This is a genomic window from Ruegeria sp. AA3 (assembly GCF_056542905.1).
This window is the reverse complement of record NZ_JBQGAQ010000001.1, coordinates 609,443-625,873: the sequence shown is the minus strand read 5'-3', so window position 1 is coordinate 625,873 and position 16,431 is coordinate 609,443. Positions and strand designations below refer to the sequence as shown.

The 16,431-nt window shown below is 56.9% G+C and carries 16 protein-coding genes; 5 read left to right on the top strand and 11 right to left on the bottom strand.

What is annotated here, in order from left to right; all coding sequences use genetic code 11:
• Positions 1-13 precede the first annotated feature (13 nt).
• The gene (locus tag ACR0JR_RS03125) at positions 14-2,041 is read left to right on the top strand and encodes a ComEC/Rec2 family competence protein (RefSeq protein ID WP_480454968.1); all 2,028 of its coding nucleotides are present in this window, start codon (positions 14-16) and stop codon (positions 2,039-2,041) included.
• Here ACR0JR_RS03125 and lexA read toward each other — a convergent pair.
• From lexA to ACR0JR_RS03095, 6 genes are all read right to left on the bottom strand, one after another.
• A complete protein-coding gene (gene lexA / locus ACR0JR_RS03120) occupies positions 2,035-2,733 on the bottom strand; it encodes a transcriptional repressor LexA (RefSeq protein WP_480455178.1) in 699 nt (232 codons plus the stop codon). The genes ACR0JR_RS03125 and lexA overlap by 7 nt on opposite strands.
• A 70-nt stretch (positions 2,734-2,803) precedes the next feature.
• Positions 2,804-3,976, bottom strand: coding sequence for a molybdopterin molybdotransferase MoeA (locus ACR0JR_RS03115; protein WP_480454967.1), 1,173 nt, complete (start codon positions 3,974-3,976; stop codon positions 2,804-2,806).
• Positions 3,973-4,446 (bottom strand): cyclic pyranopterin monophosphate synthase MoaC, encoded by a 474-nt coding sequence (gene moaC / locus ACR0JR_RS03110; protein ID WP_480454966.1) that lies wholly within the window; start codon positions 4,444-4,446, stop codon positions 3,973-3,975. The genes ACR0JR_RS03115 and moaC overlap by 4 nt, the downstream gene beginning before the upstream one ends.
• The gene (gene trpC / locus ACR0JR_RS03105) at positions 4,446-5,258 is read right to left on the bottom strand and encodes an indole-3-glycerol phosphate synthase TrpC (protein WP_480454965.1); all 813 of its coding nucleotides are present in this window, start codon (positions 5,256-5,258) and stop codon (positions 4,446-4,448) included. The genes moaC and trpC overlap by 1 nt, the downstream gene beginning before the upstream one ends.
• Positions 5,255-6,274, bottom strand: coding sequence for an anthranilate phosphoribosyltransferase (gene trpD, locus ACR0JR_RS03100; protein WP_170778476.1), 1,020 nt, complete (start codon positions 6,272-6,274; stop codon positions 5,255-5,257). Before trpD ends, trpC begins: the two co-directional genes overlap by 4 nt.
• A complete protein-coding gene (locus ACR0JR_RS03095) occupies positions 6,271-6,852 on the bottom strand; it encodes an anthranilate synthase component II (RefSeq protein ID WP_480454964.1) in 582 nt (193 codons plus the stop codon). The genes trpD and ACR0JR_RS03095 overlap by 4 nt, the downstream gene beginning before the upstream one ends.
• Before the next feature lie 197 nt (positions 6,853-7,049).
• Here ACR0JR_RS03095 and ACR0JR_RS03090 point away from each other — a divergent pair, with 197 nt between their 5' ends.
• Complete coding sequence (locus tag ACR0JR_RS03090; RefSeq protein WP_480454963.1) at positions 7,050-8,531, top strand: divergent polysaccharide deacetylase family protein; 1,482 nt, start codon at positions 7,050-7,052, stop codon at positions 8,529-8,531.
• A 24-nt stretch (positions 8,532-8,555) separates the two neighbouring features.
• Here the strand turns inward: ACR0JR_RS03090 and trpE are convergent, their stop codons facing one another.
• The 5 genes from trpE to fabI all read right to left on the bottom strand — a co-directional run bounded on the left by trpE (position 8,556) and on the right by fabI (position 14,539).
• Positions 8,556-10,067: an anthranilate synthase component I gene (trpE, locus tag ACR0JR_RS03085; RefSeq protein WP_480454962.1), complete on the bottom strand. Its 1,512-nt coding sequence runs from the start codon at positions 10,065-10,067 to the stop codon at positions 8,556-8,558.
• An 11-nt stretch (positions 10,068-10,078) separates the two neighbouring features.
• Entirely contained in the window at positions 10,079-11,920 is a 1,842-nt protein-coding gene (locus ACR0JR_RS03080) for a SurA N-terminal domain-containing protein (protein WP_170774082.1), read from the bottom strand.
• 81 nt (positions 11,921-12,001) lie between these two features.
• Complete coding sequence (locus tag ACR0JR_RS03075; RefSeq protein ID WP_480454961.1) at positions 12,002-13,177, bottom strand: aminotransferase; 1,176 nt, start codon at positions 13,175-13,177, stop codon at positions 12,002-12,004.
• A 39-nt stretch (positions 13,178-13,216) separates the two neighbouring features.
• On the bottom strand, positions 13,217-13,726 hold the full coding sequence (gene gpt / locus ACR0JR_RS03070; protein WP_010440275.1) for a xanthine phosphoribosyltransferase: 510 nt from the start codon (positions 13,724-13,726) through the stop codon (positions 13,217-13,219).
• A 6-nt stretch (positions 13,727-13,732) separates the two neighbouring features.
• Positions 13,733-14,539 (bottom strand): enoyl-ACP reductase FabI, encoded by an 807-nt coding sequence (gene fabI / locus ACR0JR_RS03065; protein ID WP_480454960.1) that lies wholly within the window; start codon positions 14,537-14,539, stop codon positions 13,733-13,735.
• Positions 14,540-14,673: 134 nt separating this feature from the next.
• Here fabI and pdxH point away from each other — a divergent pair, with 134 nt between their 5' ends.
• The 3 genes from pdxH (at position 14,674) to ACR0JR_RS03050 (ending at position 16,403) form a co-directional block, all read left to right on the top strand.
• Positions 14,674-15,279, top strand: a complete 606-nt coding sequence (gene pdxH / locus ACR0JR_RS03060) for a pyridoxamine 5'-phosphate oxidase (RefSeq protein ID WP_010440273.1) — start codon at positions 14,674-14,676, stop codon at positions 15,277-15,279.
• 121 nt (positions 15,280-15,400) lie between these two features.
• Positions 15,401-15,928 (top strand): cold-shock protein, encoded by a 528-nt coding sequence (locus ACR0JR_RS03055; RefSeq protein WP_260026218.1) that lies wholly within the window; start codon positions 15,401-15,403, stop codon positions 15,926-15,928.
• A gap of 10 nt (positions 15,929-15,938) precedes the next feature.
• A complete protein-coding gene (locus tag ACR0JR_RS03050) occupies positions 15,939-16,403 on the top strand; it encodes a DUF192 domain-containing protein (RefSeq protein WP_170539915.1) in 465 nt (154 codons plus the stop codon).
• The last annotated feature ends 28 nt before the right edge of the window (positions 16,404-16,431 follow it).

Genomic DNA, 16,431 nt, shown 5'->3' with positions numbered 1-16,431 from the left:
GACGGGGGCAACCATGCGTGTTCTGACACGGGTCGAGACCGCATTGCTGATCCAGCGGGGATATCTGTTCCCGTGGTCTCCGGTCTGTCTTGCGGTCGGGATCGGCTGGTACTTTAGCCTGAGGTTTGAACCCGGCGCGGGCGTGTACGCAATGGTCATTGCGTTTGTGTTGTTGGCGATTGGTTCCAGTCTTTGGCTGAGAGAGGCCTGGCGTCCGTTGCCCATCGGGATGACGCTGATCGCGTTGGGTTTCCTGCTGGCCGGAACGCGGGCCCATATGGTTGCAGAGCCAGTCTTGCAATGGCGCTATTATGGCCCGGTCGAGGGGAGGGTCATAGCGCTGGACCGCTCTGCGTCGGATGCGCTGCGGGTTATGTTGGATCAGGTGCGGATTGTCGATATTCCCGCTGATCAAAGGCCCGGGCGCATCCGACTTTCGATACATGGCGATACTGTTGCGTTGTCCCCGGGTCAGCGGATCATGACCACCGCGCACCTTTCTCCGCCGCAAGGTCCGGTCGAACCGGGTGGATTTGATTTTCGCCGCCACGCTTGGTTCCAAAGGCTTGGCGCAGTTGGATATACCCGTGTTCCAGTTTTGTCTTCGACCCCGGCTCGCGATGGACAAAGCGGTGTTCGTATTACGGTGTGGCGTATGGCTATCTCGGACAGAGTTCGTGCAATTTTGCCTGGCGAGATCGGCGGATTTGCTGCCGCCGTCACCACAGGGGATCGCAGCGGTATGAGCAAGGTCTCGCTTGAGTCCTTGCGTGCCTCAAATCTGGCGCATCTTCTGGCGATCTCTGGATTGCATATGGGCTTGCTGACTGGTTTTGTATTCGTGGCATGCCGCATCGGATTGTCGATGGTGCCTATGCTGGCCCTGCGTTTGCCTGTACGAAAAATGGCAGCGATCTGCGCCTTAGTCGCTGCCACTATCTATTTATCTCTCTCTGGCGGAAACGTCGCGACGGAGCGCGCATTTGTCATGGTTTGCGTCATGCTGGGAGCCGTGATGCTGGACCGCCGCGCGATCTCGCTACGGGCGGTGGCTGTTGCCGCAATGATCGTATTGGTACTGCGCCCTGAAACACTGCTGAGCCCCGGGTTCCAGATGTCATTTGCTGCGACGACCGCTCTGGTCGCGGGTTTCGGAGCCCTGAGAGACTATGGTCCAATGCCCGGTCCACTCTGGATGCGGCCGGTGTTGGCCTTGTTGATTTCATCGGCCATCGCGGGGATCGCAACTGCCCCCATCGGAGCGGCTCATTTCAACACCCTGTCCCACTATGGATTAATCGCAAACCTCGTCTCGGTCCCGGTGATGGGCACTCTGGTCGTGCCGAGCGCCGTTGTCGCAGCACTTCTTGCGCCATTCGGGCTTGAGGCGATCGCACTGCACATGATGGGTTTAGGGCTGAATTGGATCCTTGCGGTTGCGTCCTGGGTTTCGGGACTTGAAGGTGCGCGGGGATTTGTTGTTAGTCCAGGCGCATTTGTACTGCCCGTTACAGCAGTGTCTTTCCTCTGGTTGATTCTGTGGCAAGGGCGCACGCGATGGATTGGATTGGCCCCGGCGGTGGTCGCTATTGCGACTTGGGGGCAGGGGAGCCGTCCTGATGTTCTGATCGCAGATACCGGGGGGCTCGTCGGCGTGATGACCGATCAAGGCCGTGCGCTGAGTAAACCAAAAGGCAGCGGTTTTGTCGCATCGGTTTGGTTGGAGAATGACGGAGACGACGCGGATCAGCCAAAGGCGGCGAAGCGCTGGCCTGAGTCCTCAGGCGGTGTCCAACGTTATCTGCTGGGTGACAAAGAGCTAGTGCACCTAACAGGCAAACGCGCTGCGCTTGCCTTTGAAGAGTGCTTGCCAGATCAAATTATTATCTCGTCTGTGTCGTTGTCTCTGACAGGTGCATGTCAGATCTATGACCCGGATGCACTGCGAAACACAGGCAGTCTTGCCATTTCCAAAGGGAGTTTGCTCACCAGTTCAGAGGCTTCAGGGCGCCGCCTATGGTCACCTCAACTCCGTCAGTAGCTACGGATCAAACCAACCAACCGACCCTGTACTTTCACCTTATCCTCGGGCAACACACGCGTCTCATAAGCCGGGTTTGCAGCCTCAAGTGCAATGGCCTGACCGCGACGGAAAAAGCGCTTTAACGTGGCTTCTTGATCTTCAACCAGCGCCACGACGATATCCCCGTTATCTGCTGCCGTGGTTTCACGGATCACGACGACATCGCCATCGTTGATTCCGGCGTCGATCATCGAGTCGCCCCGCACTTCAAGCGCGTAATGTTCACCGCTGCCTGAAATCATCGAGCCCGGTACTGCCACGCGGTGCGAAACATGGCTTATCGCTTCGATTGGGACACCGGCCGCGATCCGCCCCATGACGGGTAGTTCCATCGCATCAACGGTGACGGGTTCGAAGTTCGCTGGGCGGGTCCCATCGGGCCGGTCACCTTCAATCACGCGGGGTTTGAAGCCCGCCGTCGGCTCACCACCAAGGCTTTCGGGCAGCTTGACGATTTCAATGGCGCGTGCCCGGTGAGCAAGGCGGCGGATAAAGCCACGTTCTTCCAGCGCCGTGATCAATCGATGGATCCCGGATTTGGAACGCAGGTCCAACGCAGCCTTCATTTCATCAAAACTGGGCGGAACACCGTCCGCTTGCACGCGTTTGTGGATGAATTCCAGCAAATCCAATTGCTTCTTGGTCAGCATCGCTCGCACCTCATCGCTCATGCGTTTTCTTTTGTTCTACGCATGTTCACGTTTTGTGTCAACGGATTTGCTAGATAGGCAGGTAGGTGACCATATCACCGGCAGGGCGCGCGGGATCATTGGGCTGTCGTACCAGCAATGCGTTTGCATGTGCCAAAACACTTAGGAGTGAGCTGTCCTGATCGTCACAAGCCCGAATGCCATCTCTGTCCACAATCGCGCGCATATAGTGTTCGCGCCCGCCGTTTTCAGTGAGTGGTGCCGTCAGCTGGGCCTGCTGCAGAGTTGGAAGTACCTGTTCTATTCCCAGCATGCGCCGAACCATCGGAACCAAAAACAGATACCCACAGACCATTGCGCTAACCGGATTGCCGGGCAGGCCAACCATTGCTGCGTCGCCGAGGCGTCCAGCCATTAGTGGCTTACCGGGGCGCATGCGGATTTTGTAGAACGACTGCTCCAGCCCAAGGCCTTCCGAGACATCTGCAACCAGATCGTATTCTCCGACCGACGCTCCGCCGATTGTCACCACGAGGTCCGCGCCTTGCGCCAGACCAAAAGCCGTTTCCAGCGAGCCAACCGTGTCTTGTGCGATCGGTAGCACGCGCACATGCGCACCGTTGTTTTCAAGGAGCGCTTTCAGGCCAAACGTGTTTGACGCGATGATTTGATCGGGCCCAGGCGTCTCGCCGGGCATCACCAGTTCATTGCCCGTCGATATTAATGCCACCACAGGTTTTCGGGTCACAGGGACGGAGGCGATATTCATCGCGGCTAAAAGCGCAATATCTTCGGGCCGGAGCTGTCGTGGGGCCATGATTTGGGTGCCGACGGTGAAATCTATGCCAGCAGGGCGGACATTGGTCTTTTCGCCGGGAGGATGAGAGATTGTGATCAGGCTGTCTCTGCGCTCGATATCTTCTTGAATAACGACAAAATCCGCGCCGTCAGGCATCGGCGCACCCGTAAATATTCGCACTGCTTGACCGGGCCCGACCGTGCCTTCAAAGCGCTTTCCGGCTGCGGATTCGCCGATCACTTTGAACATCGCATGCAATTCAACTTCGGTCGCTTTCACCGCGTATCCGTCCATCGAAGACGCTGCAAAAGGGGGTTGATCACGGGTTGCAGCGACGTCCTGCGCCAAGATGCGACCACCTGCCTCTGCAAGATGAACCGTTTCCGCAGACAGAGGCGTGACAAGATCGAACAATAGGGCTCGGGCGTCTTCGACGGAGATCATGACGCCTCGTAACGACCTGATTTACCGCCGTCTTTCAAAAGAACTCGGATGCCGCCAATCTCCATTGCCTTATCCACGGCCTTAGTCATGTCATAGACAGTCAGAGCGGCGGTTGAGACCGCCATCAGCGCCTCCATCTCGACACCAGTTTGTCCCGCAGTTTTGACGGTGGCTTCGATCTGCACGCCGGGAAGATCCGGATCCAGGGTCAGCTCAACCGCAACTTTGGTAACGGGCAGAGGGTGGCACAGCGGAATTAAGTCCGGAGTTTTCTTTGCGCCCATGATGCCAGCGAGACGCGCAATACCAAGAACGTCGCCTTTCTTGGCGCGACCTTCTGAAATAATTTCATAGGTTTCTAGGGCCATCCTGATGTAACCTGCGGCGATTGCAACCCGGTCGGTGACGGCCTTATCGGACACATCCACCATGTGTGCCTCGCCCTTGGCATCGAAATGCGTCAGTGGCATCACATCACTCCGGGGATGAGTGGATTGGCCAGTAGCGAACGGGTTGCGCTGGCCACATCGTTTTGCCGCATCAGGCTTTCGCCAATCAGGAAACAGCGCGCGCCATAGCGGGCGATATCAGCAAGGTCAGCAGGCGTGCTCAGACCGCTTTCGCACACGATCGTGCGATCTGCTGGAACCAACTTCGACAGGTGGCGTGTCGTATCAAGTGTGGTTTCGAAGGTTTTGAGATTGCGGTTGTTTATCCCGATCAGAGGGCTTTTTAGCTGCGTCGCCCGCTCTAGCTCCTCGGCGTCGTGTACTTCGATCAGAACATCCATACCCCAGTCGAACGCTGTCTGCTCAAGCTCTGCAGCTTGCGCATCTTCAACCGAGGCCATGATGATCAGAATACAGTCCGCACCCAGCGCACGGGCTTCGACCACCTGATAGGGGTCATACATGAAATCTTTACGCAAAGCGGGCAGAGAACATGCTGCACGGGCTTCAGTCAGGAATTCCTTTGCCCCTTGAAAGCTAGGTGTATCGGTCAGCACCGACAAGCACGCAGCTCCGCCCGCTTCATATGCTTCGGCCAGCGCGGGTGGGTTAAAGTCTTCGCGGATCAATCCCTTGGAAGGGCTGGCTTTTTTAACCTCGGCGATCAGCCCATAGCCGGATCGCGTGGCTTTGTGCAGAGCTTCTGCAAACCCCCGGACCTCTGGTGCATTGCGCGCCTCTGATTCTAGTGTTTCCAGCGATTTGGCTGCCTTGTCTGAGGCGACTTCTTCAAGCTTGTAGGCTTTGATCCTGTCCAGAACGGTCTCGGTCATGCGGCTTCCTGTGTAATGCGTGCCAGAGCGTTGATCTTTTCACGGGCTTTGCCACTGTCGATGCTTTCAGCGGCCATTGCCACTCCTTCACGCAGATCACTGGCGGCATCTGCGACAACAAGTGCGGCGGCAGAATTCAGCAGTACAGCGTCACGGTAGGCCGATGGCTGGCCGTCCAGCAAGGCACGGAATGCGATGGCGTTTTCTTCCGGTGTTCCACCGACAATATCCTCGAATGGGTGGACTGGCAGACCTGCGTCTTCAGGGTGAAGCTCGACCTCTTTGACAACGCCGTCCTCAACGGAGGCGATCCAGCTGACGCCTGTAATCGTCAACTCGTCGGTCCCGTCCGAACCATGCACCAACCAGGCATGCTCGGCGCCCAGCAGGCCGAGAGTTTCGGCCATTGGGCGGATCAGATCACGGCTAAACGCTCCGGTCAGTTGGCGTTTCACACCAGCCGGGTTGGTGAGAGGACCCAGAATGTTGAAAATCGTGCGCGTACCAAGTTCTTGCCTCGAAGGCATGACATGGGCAATCGCAGGGTGATGCATCGGCGCCATCATGAAGCCGATACCGACCTCTTGTAACGCCTTTTCAACCACTTCCGGGCCGACCATCACATTAATTCCAAGCTGACCAAGTGCATCCGCGGCACCGGATTTCGAACTTAGGTTCCGGTTGCCATGTTTTGCAACGGTGACACCGGCACCCGCCGTTACAAAGGCCGTGGCCGTCGAGATGTTGAGCGTACCCTTGCCGTCACCCCCGGTTCCAACGATATCCATCGCACCAGCCGGGGCCTTCACTGCATTGCATTTCGCCCTCATCACGGCGGCAGCCGCAGCGTATTCATCTACCGTTTCACCCCGAGTACGCATCGCCATCAGCAATCCGCCGATCTGGCTCGGAGTCGCGGCACCGTCAAACAGGATTCCGAAGGCCTGTTCAGCCTCGGCACGGGTCAAAGGTCGATCGGCCGCAGCACCGATCAGCGGTTTCAGAGCATCGCTCATGCGGGGACTTTCATTTCATTCAGGAAATTCTTGAGCAGGGCATGACCGTGCTCGGATGCGATGGATTCCGGGTGGAACTGGACGCCGTGAATGGGAAGCTCTTTGTGCTGCAAGCCCATGATGGTGCCATCCTCAAGTTCGGCGGTGATCTCAAGGCACTCGGGCAGGCTTTCGCGTTCAACGACCAATGAGTGGTAGCGGGTCGCCTCGAATGGTGATGGCAAACCAGCGAATACGCCTTTGCCGGTGTGATTCATCTTGCCCATCTTGCCATGCACGATCTCATGGCATCGCACGACTTTGCCGCCAAATGCCTGACCGATGGTTTGATGCCCCAGACAGACACCCATCAGCGGCGTCTGCGTCTCGGCTGCCGCTTCGGTCAGCGCAAGGCAGATGCCTGCCTGATCGGGATCACAAGGGCCGGGGCTCAGCAGGATGCCAGCCGGATTCATCGCCATCGCTTCCTGTACGTCCAGCGCATCATTCCGGCGCACGACCATCTCGGCCCCAAGTTCGCCCAGATAATGAACGAGGTTGTAGGTAAACGAGTCATAGTTGTCGATCAGCAGCAGCATTTGGGTACTTATCTTCCTATCGGCATTTCAGACTGGCGATGCAGCCCTTGAGCGCGGTATAATGTCGGGACATACATGCTCAGGCTTGTGCGGCAGCGTCAAGAGGACATACCCAACTTGGCGCAGTGCAAGTGAGCGCCGCAGAAGATGGCGTATGAGTGGTTGAGGCACGAAACAACGCGAGAGGCGAGATTTCGATGAGCGGATTTTATGGTGGATTGATCGCTGGTGCGGTCTCTGTACTGGCATTGGGCGCGGTCTTGTCGCTGTCCACACCCTTGTCGCGCAAGCCAGAAGTCGCGGCAACCGCACCCGAAGTGGCTGATGCGCCTGATGCGCCTGAAACAGCGAATGTCGATAGCACTGGTGTCGATGCAGATCTGGTTGAGTTGCCACCATCGGGTCCCGAAAGCCCGGAACTCTCGTCAGATACTCTGGATGGTTTGGCAGACGTCGAGCTTGAGCCTGGGCCTCCTCCCCAGTCAAGTGACTCGCCTGTTGCCACCGCAGCACCTGCTGGAATTTCGACACCCGCGGTGACCGTTCAGACAGATGCGCCGACAGCACCGCCGCCGCTTGCGGAACCAGAAACGCCCAGACCAGAGGCTGAACCGGCCAGGGTTGCAGACGCGCCTCCAGCGCCAGAGCCTGAAGCGGTACCTGAGCCCCGGATCGTGGAAGAAGCGCCTGAGAAACAAGCACCTCAAGTGGCGGCACTGGAACCCGAGACCGAAGAATTGCCGGACGTAACTTATGAGGTTCCGGTAACCGAGGGCATGTCTAACGATAACCCGATTGCCGTTGAGGGCGAAGAAGATACACGCCCGGTCAGCAAGCCGCGCGTGCTGACGCTGCCTCAAGTTGGCGGGGAAGGGACAGCGAGCTCTAATTCACTGATCGGCAAACGTGTCGTACCCCTGACCGAAAGGGATGACGCACCCGTTGAGCAAACCGAGGTAGTGCCTGAGGTGGCGGCAAAACCTATCGAAGCGCATGCCGCGATCTTTGAGAACCCCGAAGCCAAGCCACTGATGTCTATCATTTTGATCGACGATGAAGGAGCATTTGGAGTCGAGGCGCTTCAGGATTTTCCATACCCGCTAAGCTTTGCCATCAGCCCGTCAGACCCGGATGCAGCCGAAAAAATGGCGCGCCATCGCGAAGCGGGTTTTGAGGTGCTGGCGATGATTGACATGCACGAAGCTGCCAGCGCTCAGGATGCAGAAGTATCCTTGTCGGTGTGGTTGGATGAGTTACCCCACACAGTAGGCATTTTAGAGGGCGTCGAAAGCGGTATTCAGGGCAACCGAAAACTGGCAGACCAGGTCGCAGCGATTGTAGGTGATACCGGCCGGGGGCTGGTTACGCAGGACAATGGTCTGAACACCGCGCAGAAACTCGCCGCCCGCAATGGCGTACCGTCTAGCGTCGTGTTCCGCGATTTCGATGGGGCCAAGCAGGATCCCAAGATAATGCGGCGCTTTCTAGATCAGGCCGCATTCCGCGCCGGGCAGGAGGGTGCGGTCGTAATGCTTGGCCGATTGCGCCCCGAAACGATCTCGGCCTTGTTGCTGTGGGGGCTTGAGGATCGCGGCAGCCGGGTGGCGATGGCACCGATCTCAGCCGTGATGATGAAAGAGGTCGAACAAGGTGCTTCCGAAGCCTTGACGGACGGGTAATAGCGGCACCTTGTCGCCGCTTGCTCAGCTGTTTCCGCTGCCGGTAAAACGCGCCGCATCTGCCGCCGCGCGTCGGATCGCGTTCGATTTGTGCACGGTCTCCATATATTCCGCCTCGGGGTCGCTGTCATAGACAACACCACCGCCAGCCTGAATATAAAGCTTGTGGTCTTTCACGATGGCCGTACGCAATGCGATGCACATGTCCATGTCGCCACCAGCGCTGAAATACCCGACACCGCCGCCGTAGATGCCGCGTTTTTCGGGCTCCAACTCGTCGATAATCTCCATCGCGCGCACTTTTGGCGCGCCCGAGACTGTACCCGCAGGCATCCCGGCAAAGAACGCATCCAGCGCGTCCTTGTCTTCGGCCAGTTCGCCGACCACGTTCGACACGATGTGCATCACGTGGCTGTAGCGTTCGATAATGAACTCTTCGGTGGGGCGGACGGTTCCGATCTTGGACACACGGCCCGTATCGTTGCGTCCAAGGTCCAACAGCATGAGGTGCTCGGCCAGTTCCTTTTTGTCGGCAAACAGATCGATTTCGTTGGCCTTGTCTTCCTCGGGCGTTGCGCCTCGCGGTCGAGTGCCAGCGATTGGGCGGATCGTGACTTCATCCCCAAAGACGCGGACCAGGATTTCAGGGCTCGCGCCTACGACCTGAAAGCCACCGAAGTTGAAATAGAACATGAAGGGCGACGGATTCGTCCGCCGCAAAGACCGGTAGAGGGCAAACGGAGGTTGCGGAAAGTCCTGCGTCCACCGTTGGGCTGGGACAACCTGGAAGATATCGCCTGCGCGGATATATTCCTTGGCCTTTTCAACGGCCTCCATGTAACCCGATTTGGTGAAGTTGGATACTGGAGCGCCAACTTCAATCGCGTCGCCCAGATCGCGTGTCTCGGCGGGCATTGCGCGCTCCAGATCACGCACAGCGTCCATGACACGCTCTGCAGCTTGTGCGTATGCGGCCTTAGCGGATTGTCCGTCGCTGACCCAGGCCGGAGACACCACAGTGACCTCACCTTTAACACCGTCCAATACGGCGATCACCGAAGGCCGCAGCATGATCGCATCCGGCAGGCCCAGCGGGTCGGGGTTCACATCCGGCAAGTATTCCACAAGCCGCACCATGTCATAGCCCAGATAGCCAAACAGCCCGGCAGCCGCCTGTGGTAGGTCATCCGGCAGCGCGATGCGGCTTTCGGCCAGCAAATCGCGCAGGTTATCCATCGGGTTGCCATCCTGTGGCTGAAACGCGTCGGCATCAAACCGGGCCGATCGGTTCAGGGCCGATGTTTCGCCGTGACACCGCCAGACGAGATCGGGTTTCATGCCAATGATCGAGTAGCGACCGCGCACTTCGCCACCTGTCACCGATTCGAGCATGAAGGCGTCTTTTTGTGCACCCGTCAGCTTGAGCATCAAGGACACGGGCGTGTCAAGATCGGCGGCAAGCCGGGTATAGACAACCTGATTTTCACCCGCGTCATAGGCGCGCGCGAAAGTTTCGAATTCCGGGGTCAGGGCCATGTGCTGTCTCTTTAATAGCTTGACCGTACAGCGTTCAGCGCTTGCTGATCCAGTACAGGGCGCGCGCGGGTCTGGGCGTTGCGCACATAGATATCAAAGATGTTCTGCGCCAGTGCCTGGTCAAACTGTGCTGCAAGAGCATCCTGCATCTGACGCTGTTCGTCGGTCTCGGCCGGTGGCAGCTCTTCATCCAAGCGCACGATCAGGGCAGTGCCGTTTCCGGGAATGACACGTAATTCACCCGGTTCGAGCTCGAAGACCTGTGTCATGAAATCTACCGGAGTATCCTCAAGGAACGCGGTACGCGTCAGGGCGTTTTCGACCCGGAAGGGCAGGCCAGTCGCCGTGAAATCTCCATCCGTCGCCAATTGGGTCAGCACCGAGTTTGCCTGATTTTGTAGCGCCTTCGCGGTCTCTGCTTGTGTCCAGGCCTCAGCAACCCGCCCTCGGGCATTTTCAAGCGGTTCGGGGCGGGGCTCAAGCACTTCATTCAGGCGCAAAGCAAAGATTGAACCGTCTTCGAGGAACGCGACTTCGGGAAAATCACCCTCTTGCACGGCCTCGGCAGCGGCACGGAAGCCATCATAGGCGGCAACGCCATCATCGCTTTGCTGGGTCCAGTCGATCTGGCCAAGTTCCAATTCAGTCTCATCGACCAATTCTTCCAGCGTTGCGCCGCCAGCAAGCAAGTCGTTGATGTCCTCGGCCTGCGCCTCGATCTGACGGCGCGCGCGATCTGAGGCAAGTTCATCACGCAACTCGGGCTCAGCATCTTCAAAGCTTACATTGTTTTCTGCCAGTGATCCGTTGATCCGGAACAAGGCCGGACCAAAAACAGATGGGAGTGGGCCAACGACATCGTCGATCTCGGCAGCGAATACAGCGTCAGCGGCATCGCCAAGGTCCTCTCGGGTGACGTCACCCAGATCTACATCGCCTAGCTCAAGTTGCCGATCGCGGACCAGTTGTTCAAAATCTGCTCCACCAACCTCCAGCTGAGCCAAGGCCTCGGTTGCGGCCTCTTCGCTGGGATAGGTCAGGCGTTCGACCAAACGGCGCTCGGGTTGGAAATACTGTTCTGCGCGCTGGTCGTAGAGGCGGCGCAACGAGTCTTCGTCGATCTCAATCGTATCAAGCAGCATCTCTGGTGACAAAATGGCATACGTCAGTTGCTTGGTGCGGGGCAGGGTAAACAGATCAGTGTTCTCGTCATAGAATGTCTGAATCTGATCTTCTGTCGGTTCTGCCACTGGCGTCTCCAACGCGTCTGCGGACAGCGTCGCCACGGTAAAGCTGCGGCGGGCCAGTACATAGTTCGCCATTGCTTCGGTCATAGTGCGTGGCATCTCAACCCCGCCCATGACTGCACCCTGCACGATTGTGCGTGCCGATTCCTTGCGCAGATCCGATTCGAACTCGGAATCGCTCATCCCGACCTGTTCAAGCTGAAAGCGATAGGCTTCGCGGTCGAATGTACCGTTCACCCCCTGGAATGCGGGTATCTGGACGATCTCGTTCTGCAGGTTCTCGTCGCCGATTGAAATGCCAAGCTGCCCGACCTCATTGTCGAGCGCAGCCAGTGCGATCAGGCGCGACAAGGCCAATTGGTCCAATCCAAGATCATGCGCTTGCGAAATCTGCATTGGCTGTCCGGTTTGCGCCTCAACCGCCCTGATCTCGCGCTGAAGTTCGCGGAAGTATTCGTCGACCGAAACGCTTTCATCGCCAACCTGCGCCACAGTGCGCACGGTTCCGGTCAGGCTGGTCGCACCAAATCCGGCTAGACCCAGCATCAGAAGGCCCATGAGAATCCAGACAAAGGTTTTGGATAGGTTTTTCATGCCTGCGGCCATGGTGCCCTCTTGGTTTGGTCGGCAAGTGTCTGCCCTGCTAGTTGCGGCCCTGAATACGATGCGTGCAGCCGAGGGGCAAGCTTAGAAGGACAGGGCCTGCAAACGGTCGAACAATTGCGCGAATCCGGCGCGGTCGAGATTGGCAAACGCGATGCGGACCTGTTGTTTCCCTGCCGGGTCATGCGCGGGCATGAACATGGTTCCGGGCAACAGCAGAATGCCCGCCTCAGGCACCAACTGCCGGGCCAAATCGTCCGATGCGATTTGATAGGGGTGTTTGAGATAGGCGAAGTAGGCACCCAGCCCCAGAAGACGCCAGCCTTTTGCCTCTAACCGAGGCATTCCTTCGGCAATTGCAGCCCTTCGGTCCAGAATCTCATTACGCTCACCGGCAACCCAATGAGACAGGTTCTGCATTCCCCAAAGCGCAGCGAATTGACCGATCTGGCCGGGGCAGATCGCAACTGTGTCTAAAAACTTCTCAATCTCCGACAAAAGCGGCGAACCGGCAGCAATTGCGCCGACTCGGTGCCCAGTCAGGCGATAGGCTTTCGAGAACGAGTAGAGATGCACAAAGGTTTCGCACCAATCAGGCTGCTGGAACAATTCATGTGGCGCACCAGATCGGCTGTCGAAATCGCGATAGGTTTCATCAACCAACAGACGAATCCCTGTTTCCTGCGCGAGTTTATAGAAGCGGCGTACCAGGTCTGATGGGTATTCGACACCACCGGGGTTGTTCGGCGTGACCAATGCAATGGCCCGTGTTTTCTCGGTGATCAGTGCGCGCGCCATCTCGGGGTCGGGCAACAGATCGTTACCGGTGGGCAAGTCGATGGCTTTGACACCGGCCATATCCAGCCACATTTTGTGATTGAAATACCACGGGGTTGGCAGAATGACCTCATCTCCCTGATCCGTAATCGCCGCGATCACGGCCGAGAAAGCCTGATTGCAGCCCGAGGTAATCGCGACCTGATTAGCCTTAATTCTTGCTTCGTAGTGTTCGCTGATCTGTGCAGCCAGCTCGGTCCGTAATTCATCATTGCCCAGAACTGGGCCATAGAGATGTGCGCTGTCCTGTTCGACTGCGAATTCGGCCATAGCTTGCCGCAAGGCCAGTGGCGGTGGATCGACCGGAGCCGCTTGACTGACATTGATCAGCGGACGGTCTTCAGGAAACTCGACCCCTTCCAACCAACGCCGCGCCTCCATCACCGGAGGGGCAAAGGTGGCGGCGGTACGGGTCATATTCATGGACAGTCCGTGTTTTTAGCGTTCAAGCAAAACGCTCGATCAATCGGTACCTCGGTAAGGTTCGACATATTGCAAGGCCATATCCCATGGGAAGAAGATCCAGGTGTCTTGGCTGACCTCGGTAATAAAGGTATCAACCATCGGTCGGCCCTTGGGTTTGGCATATACGGTCGCGAAATGCGCCTTGGGATACATCTCGCGCACGAGTTCAAGCGTTTTTCCACTGTCGACCAGATCATCTATGATCAGGATACCGGTCCCATCGCCCATCAAATCAGCATTGGGGGCTTTTAGGATCTCAGCCTCTCCTTGTGACTGATGGTGATAGGACCGCACGCTGACAGTGTCGACCGTGCGAATATCCAGTTCACGGCTGACGATCATCGCAGGGGCCATGCCGCCTCGAGTGATCGCTACGACGGCACGCCAAGCGCCATCATCGGGGCCTTGCCCATCCAGACGCCAAGCCAAGGCGCGCGAGTCGCGATGAATCTGATCCCAGCTGATGTGGAAGCCTTTTTCGTGGGGCAGGCGGTCCTTGGCGCTCATGGTCTTTTATCCTTTTTCAACATCCGGCGCGTCGACGGCCTTCATTCCGACGATGTGATATCCCGAATCCACGTGCAGATTCTCTCCGGTCACACCGCTGCTGAGGTCTGACAGCAGGTACAGCGCTGATTTGCCGACATCATCGATGGTCACGTTGCGACGCAGCGGAGAATTATACTCGTTCCACTTCATGATATAGCGGAAATCGCCGATGCCGCTGGCTGCGAGTGTCTTGATTGGACCCGCTGAGATCGAGTTGACGCGAATACCGTCTTTTCCCAGATCCTCAGCCAGATATTTGACCGATGCCTCAAGCGCAGCCTTGGCGACACCCATAACATTATAATGGGGCATGACCTGTTCAGCGCCGTAGTAGGTGAGGGTTACTGCGCTACCGCCTTCGCCCATCATCTTCTCTGCGCGCTGCATAACGGCTGTAAAAGAGTAGACCGATACGTCCATCGTCAGATTGAAGTTAGCGCGCGATGTGTCGACGTAGCGCCCACGAAGCTCGTTCTTGTCAGAAAAGCCAATGGCGTGAACTACAAAGTCAAGCCTTCCCCATTTCTCTTCAAGCGAGTTGAAAAGGTTATCAATCGATTCCTCGTCGCTGACATCGCAGGGCAGAACGATTTTGCTGCCCAATTGCGCAGCCAGCGGGTCGACACGTTTTTTCAGCGCGTCTCCCTGATAGGAAAAGGCCAGTTCGGCCCCGGCGTCGGACAAGGCGCGGGCTATCCCCCATGCGATTGATTTGTCATTGGCCAGTCCCATGATGAGGCCGCGTTTTCCGGCCATCAACTGATTTGACATCTTCGGTTCTCCGCCTGTCGTCGCATTGTGTTGAGTTGGTTTATGCCATTGATTGTCCTGCGGCAAGGCCATGCGCTCTTGCCCGCAGCGGGTTCTCGCCTTAGGGTCGGGTTAATTATTTCCAGGGGATGGAAATGAACGAGCATAATGGCATCTTTGCCGGGACTGATCCGTTTGAAATCGCGGGTCGGTGGCTGGCTGAGGCGGAAAAGACCGAACCAAACGATCCGAACGCGATTGCATTGGCAACCGTGGATTCGGAAGGTTTACCTAATGCAAGAATGGTTCTGCTGAAAGAAATCGAAAAAGACGCATTTGTCTTCTATACGAACTATAACAGCGCCAAGGCACAGGAACTGGACAGTGCCCATAAAGCGGCATTTGTGATGCACTGGAAATCTTTGCGGCGTCAAATTCGAGTTCGTGGTATAGTCAGCAAAGAAGACGGGCCTGGGGCAGACGCGTATTATGCCTCGCGCTCGCTTAAGAGCCGTCTGGGTGCCTGGGCCTCTCGCCAGTCGCAACCTCTGGAGAGCCGGGCATCTTTGATGGCCGAGGTGGCAAAGGTGACGGCAAAGTTGGGACCCAATCCGCCGCGCCCGGAATTCTGGGGAGGGTATCGGGTTTCACCTGTCGAAGTGGAATTCTGGGCTGATGGAGCATTCAGGTTGCATGACAGGTTTCAATGGAAGAGGCGTAACGCCGATTCCGATTGGCAAGTGCAGAGGTTGAATCCGTGATGTTCGCGTACCGTGAAATGCAACTGATTGCTATTAATAGTTTTTTTCAGCTTGAATTTGCGAGTGAATATCATAAACAACAAACCCTTAACGGCTTGCCTATTATCGTAACGGGAAAACAGTGCCAGAAGATTTGAACAGCATGTATCGCGTCCATGGACACGTAAAATGGTTCGATCCCGCAAAGGGATACGGATTTGTTGTGTCCGACGATGGCGGTCCGGACATTCTGTTGCATGTCAATGTGTTGCGCAATTTTGGTCAGAGCTCGGTCGCCGACGGTGCTGGTATCGAGATTATGACGCACAAAACTGATCGCGGTGTTCAGGCGGTCGAAGTGATCAGCGTCGATCCACCCGTACGGGCAGAAACAATGATGCTGGCCGACTTTGCGGAGCTTGATCCGACCGTGATCGGCAATGCTCCACTAGAGGCAGCGCGTGTCAAATGGTTCGACAAAGGCAAGGGATTCGGCTTTGCCAATGTCTTCGGAAGCAGCGAAGATGTATTCTTGCACATTGAGGTTCTTCGCCGTTCAGGTCTTGCGGATCTGCAACCGGGAGAAGCCTTGGCCATGCGTGTGATTGACGGAAAACGCGGACGGATGGCGGCACAGGTTCTTGCCTGGGAAGCGGCGTTGAACACCTAGGTCTTTGAGAATGAGAACAGCATTACTCGTTGCGGCCCTGACATTTCTGATCAGTGGTGGCGCGCAAGCCGAATGCCGTTCTGACCGTGTTGAGTTGCGAAATGAACTTGCGCAGGTTCGATTTGATATCGAGTTAGCCGTTACCCCTCAGGAGCGATCACGCGGGCTGATGTTTCGTGAGAATATGCCCAGCCGCTCTGGCATGCTGTTCATCTTTGATCCACCGCAGCGGGTGGCGTTTTGGATGAAGAACACGCTGATCCCTTTGGACATGATCTTTACCGACAAAGCAGGAACCGTCACCCGCGTGCATGAGGGTGCGATCCCCGGCGATCTAACCCCGATCGAAGGTGGCGATTCGGTTTATGCCGTGCTTGAAATCAATGCGGGACTTGCCGCGCGCTATGGTATTCGACCAGGAACACAGATGCGTCACCAAGTTTTTTCGCAAGGTCCTGCAATTTGGCCTTGTTAGGGCTTTTCAAATCAGATCGGCACGTTTA

Excerpts from the sequence above, each read along its gene's own strand:
- ACR0JR_RS03080 (WP_170774082.1), bottom strand. The coding sequence starts at position 11,920 with ATGGCCGCAGGCATGAAAAACCTATCCAAAACCTTTGTCTGGATTCTC.
- ACR0JR_RS03090 (WP_480454963.1), top strand. The coding sequence starts at position 7,050 with ATGAGCGGATTTTATGGTGGATTGATCGCTGGTGCGGTCTCTGTACTG.
- trpC (WP_480454965.1), bottom strand. The coding sequence starts at position 5,258 with ATGACCGAGACCGTTCTGGACAGGATCAAAGCCTACAAGCTTGAAGAA.
- pdxH (WP_010440273.1), top strand. The coding sequence starts at position 14,674 with ATGAACGAGCATAATGGCATCTTTGCCGGGACTGATCCGTTTGAAATC.
- ACR0JR_RS03125 (WP_480454968.1), top strand. The coding sequence starts at position 14 with ATGCGTGTTCTGACACGGGTCGAGACCGCATTGCTGATCCAGCGGGGA.
- moaC (WP_480454966.1), bottom strand. The coding sequence starts at position 4,446 with ATGCCACTGACGCATTTCGATGCCAAGGGCGAGGCACACATGGTGGAT.
- gpt (WP_010440275.1), bottom strand. The coding sequence starts at position 13,726 with ATGAGCGCCAAGGACCGCCTGCCCCACGAAAAAGGCTTCCACATCAGC.
- lexA (WP_480455178.1), bottom strand. The coding sequence starts at position 2,733 with ATGCTGACCAAGAAGCAATTGGATTTGCTGGAATTCATCCACAAACGC.
- ACR0JR_RS03095 (WP_480454964.1), bottom strand. The coding sequence starts at position 6,852 with ATGCTGCTGCTGATCGACAACTATGACTCGTTTACCTACAACCTCGTT.
- ACR0JR_RS03075 (WP_480454961.1), bottom strand. The coding sequence starts at position 13,177 with ATGAATATGACCCGTACCGCCGCCACCTTTGCCCCTCCGGTGATGGAG.
- trpE (WP_480454962.1), bottom strand. The coding sequence starts at position 10,067 with ATGGCCCTGACCCCGGAATTCGAAACTTTCGCGCGCGCCTATGACGCG.
- ACR0JR_RS03115 (WP_480454967.1), bottom strand. The coding sequence starts at position 3,976 with ATGATCTCCGTCGAAGACGCCCGAGCCCTATTGTTCGATCTTGTCACG.
- fabI (WP_480454960.1), bottom strand. The coding sequence starts at position 14,539 with ATGTCAAATCAGTTGATGGCCGGAAAACGCGGCCTCATCATGGGACTG.
- trpD (WP_170778476.1), bottom strand. The coding sequence starts at position 6,274 with ATGAGCGATGCTCTGAAACCGCTGATCGGTGCTGCGGCCGATCGACCT.
- ACR0JR_RS03050 (WP_170539915.1), top strand. The coding sequence starts at position 15,939 with ATGAGAACAGCATTACTCGTTGCGGCCCTGACATTTCTGATCAGTGGT.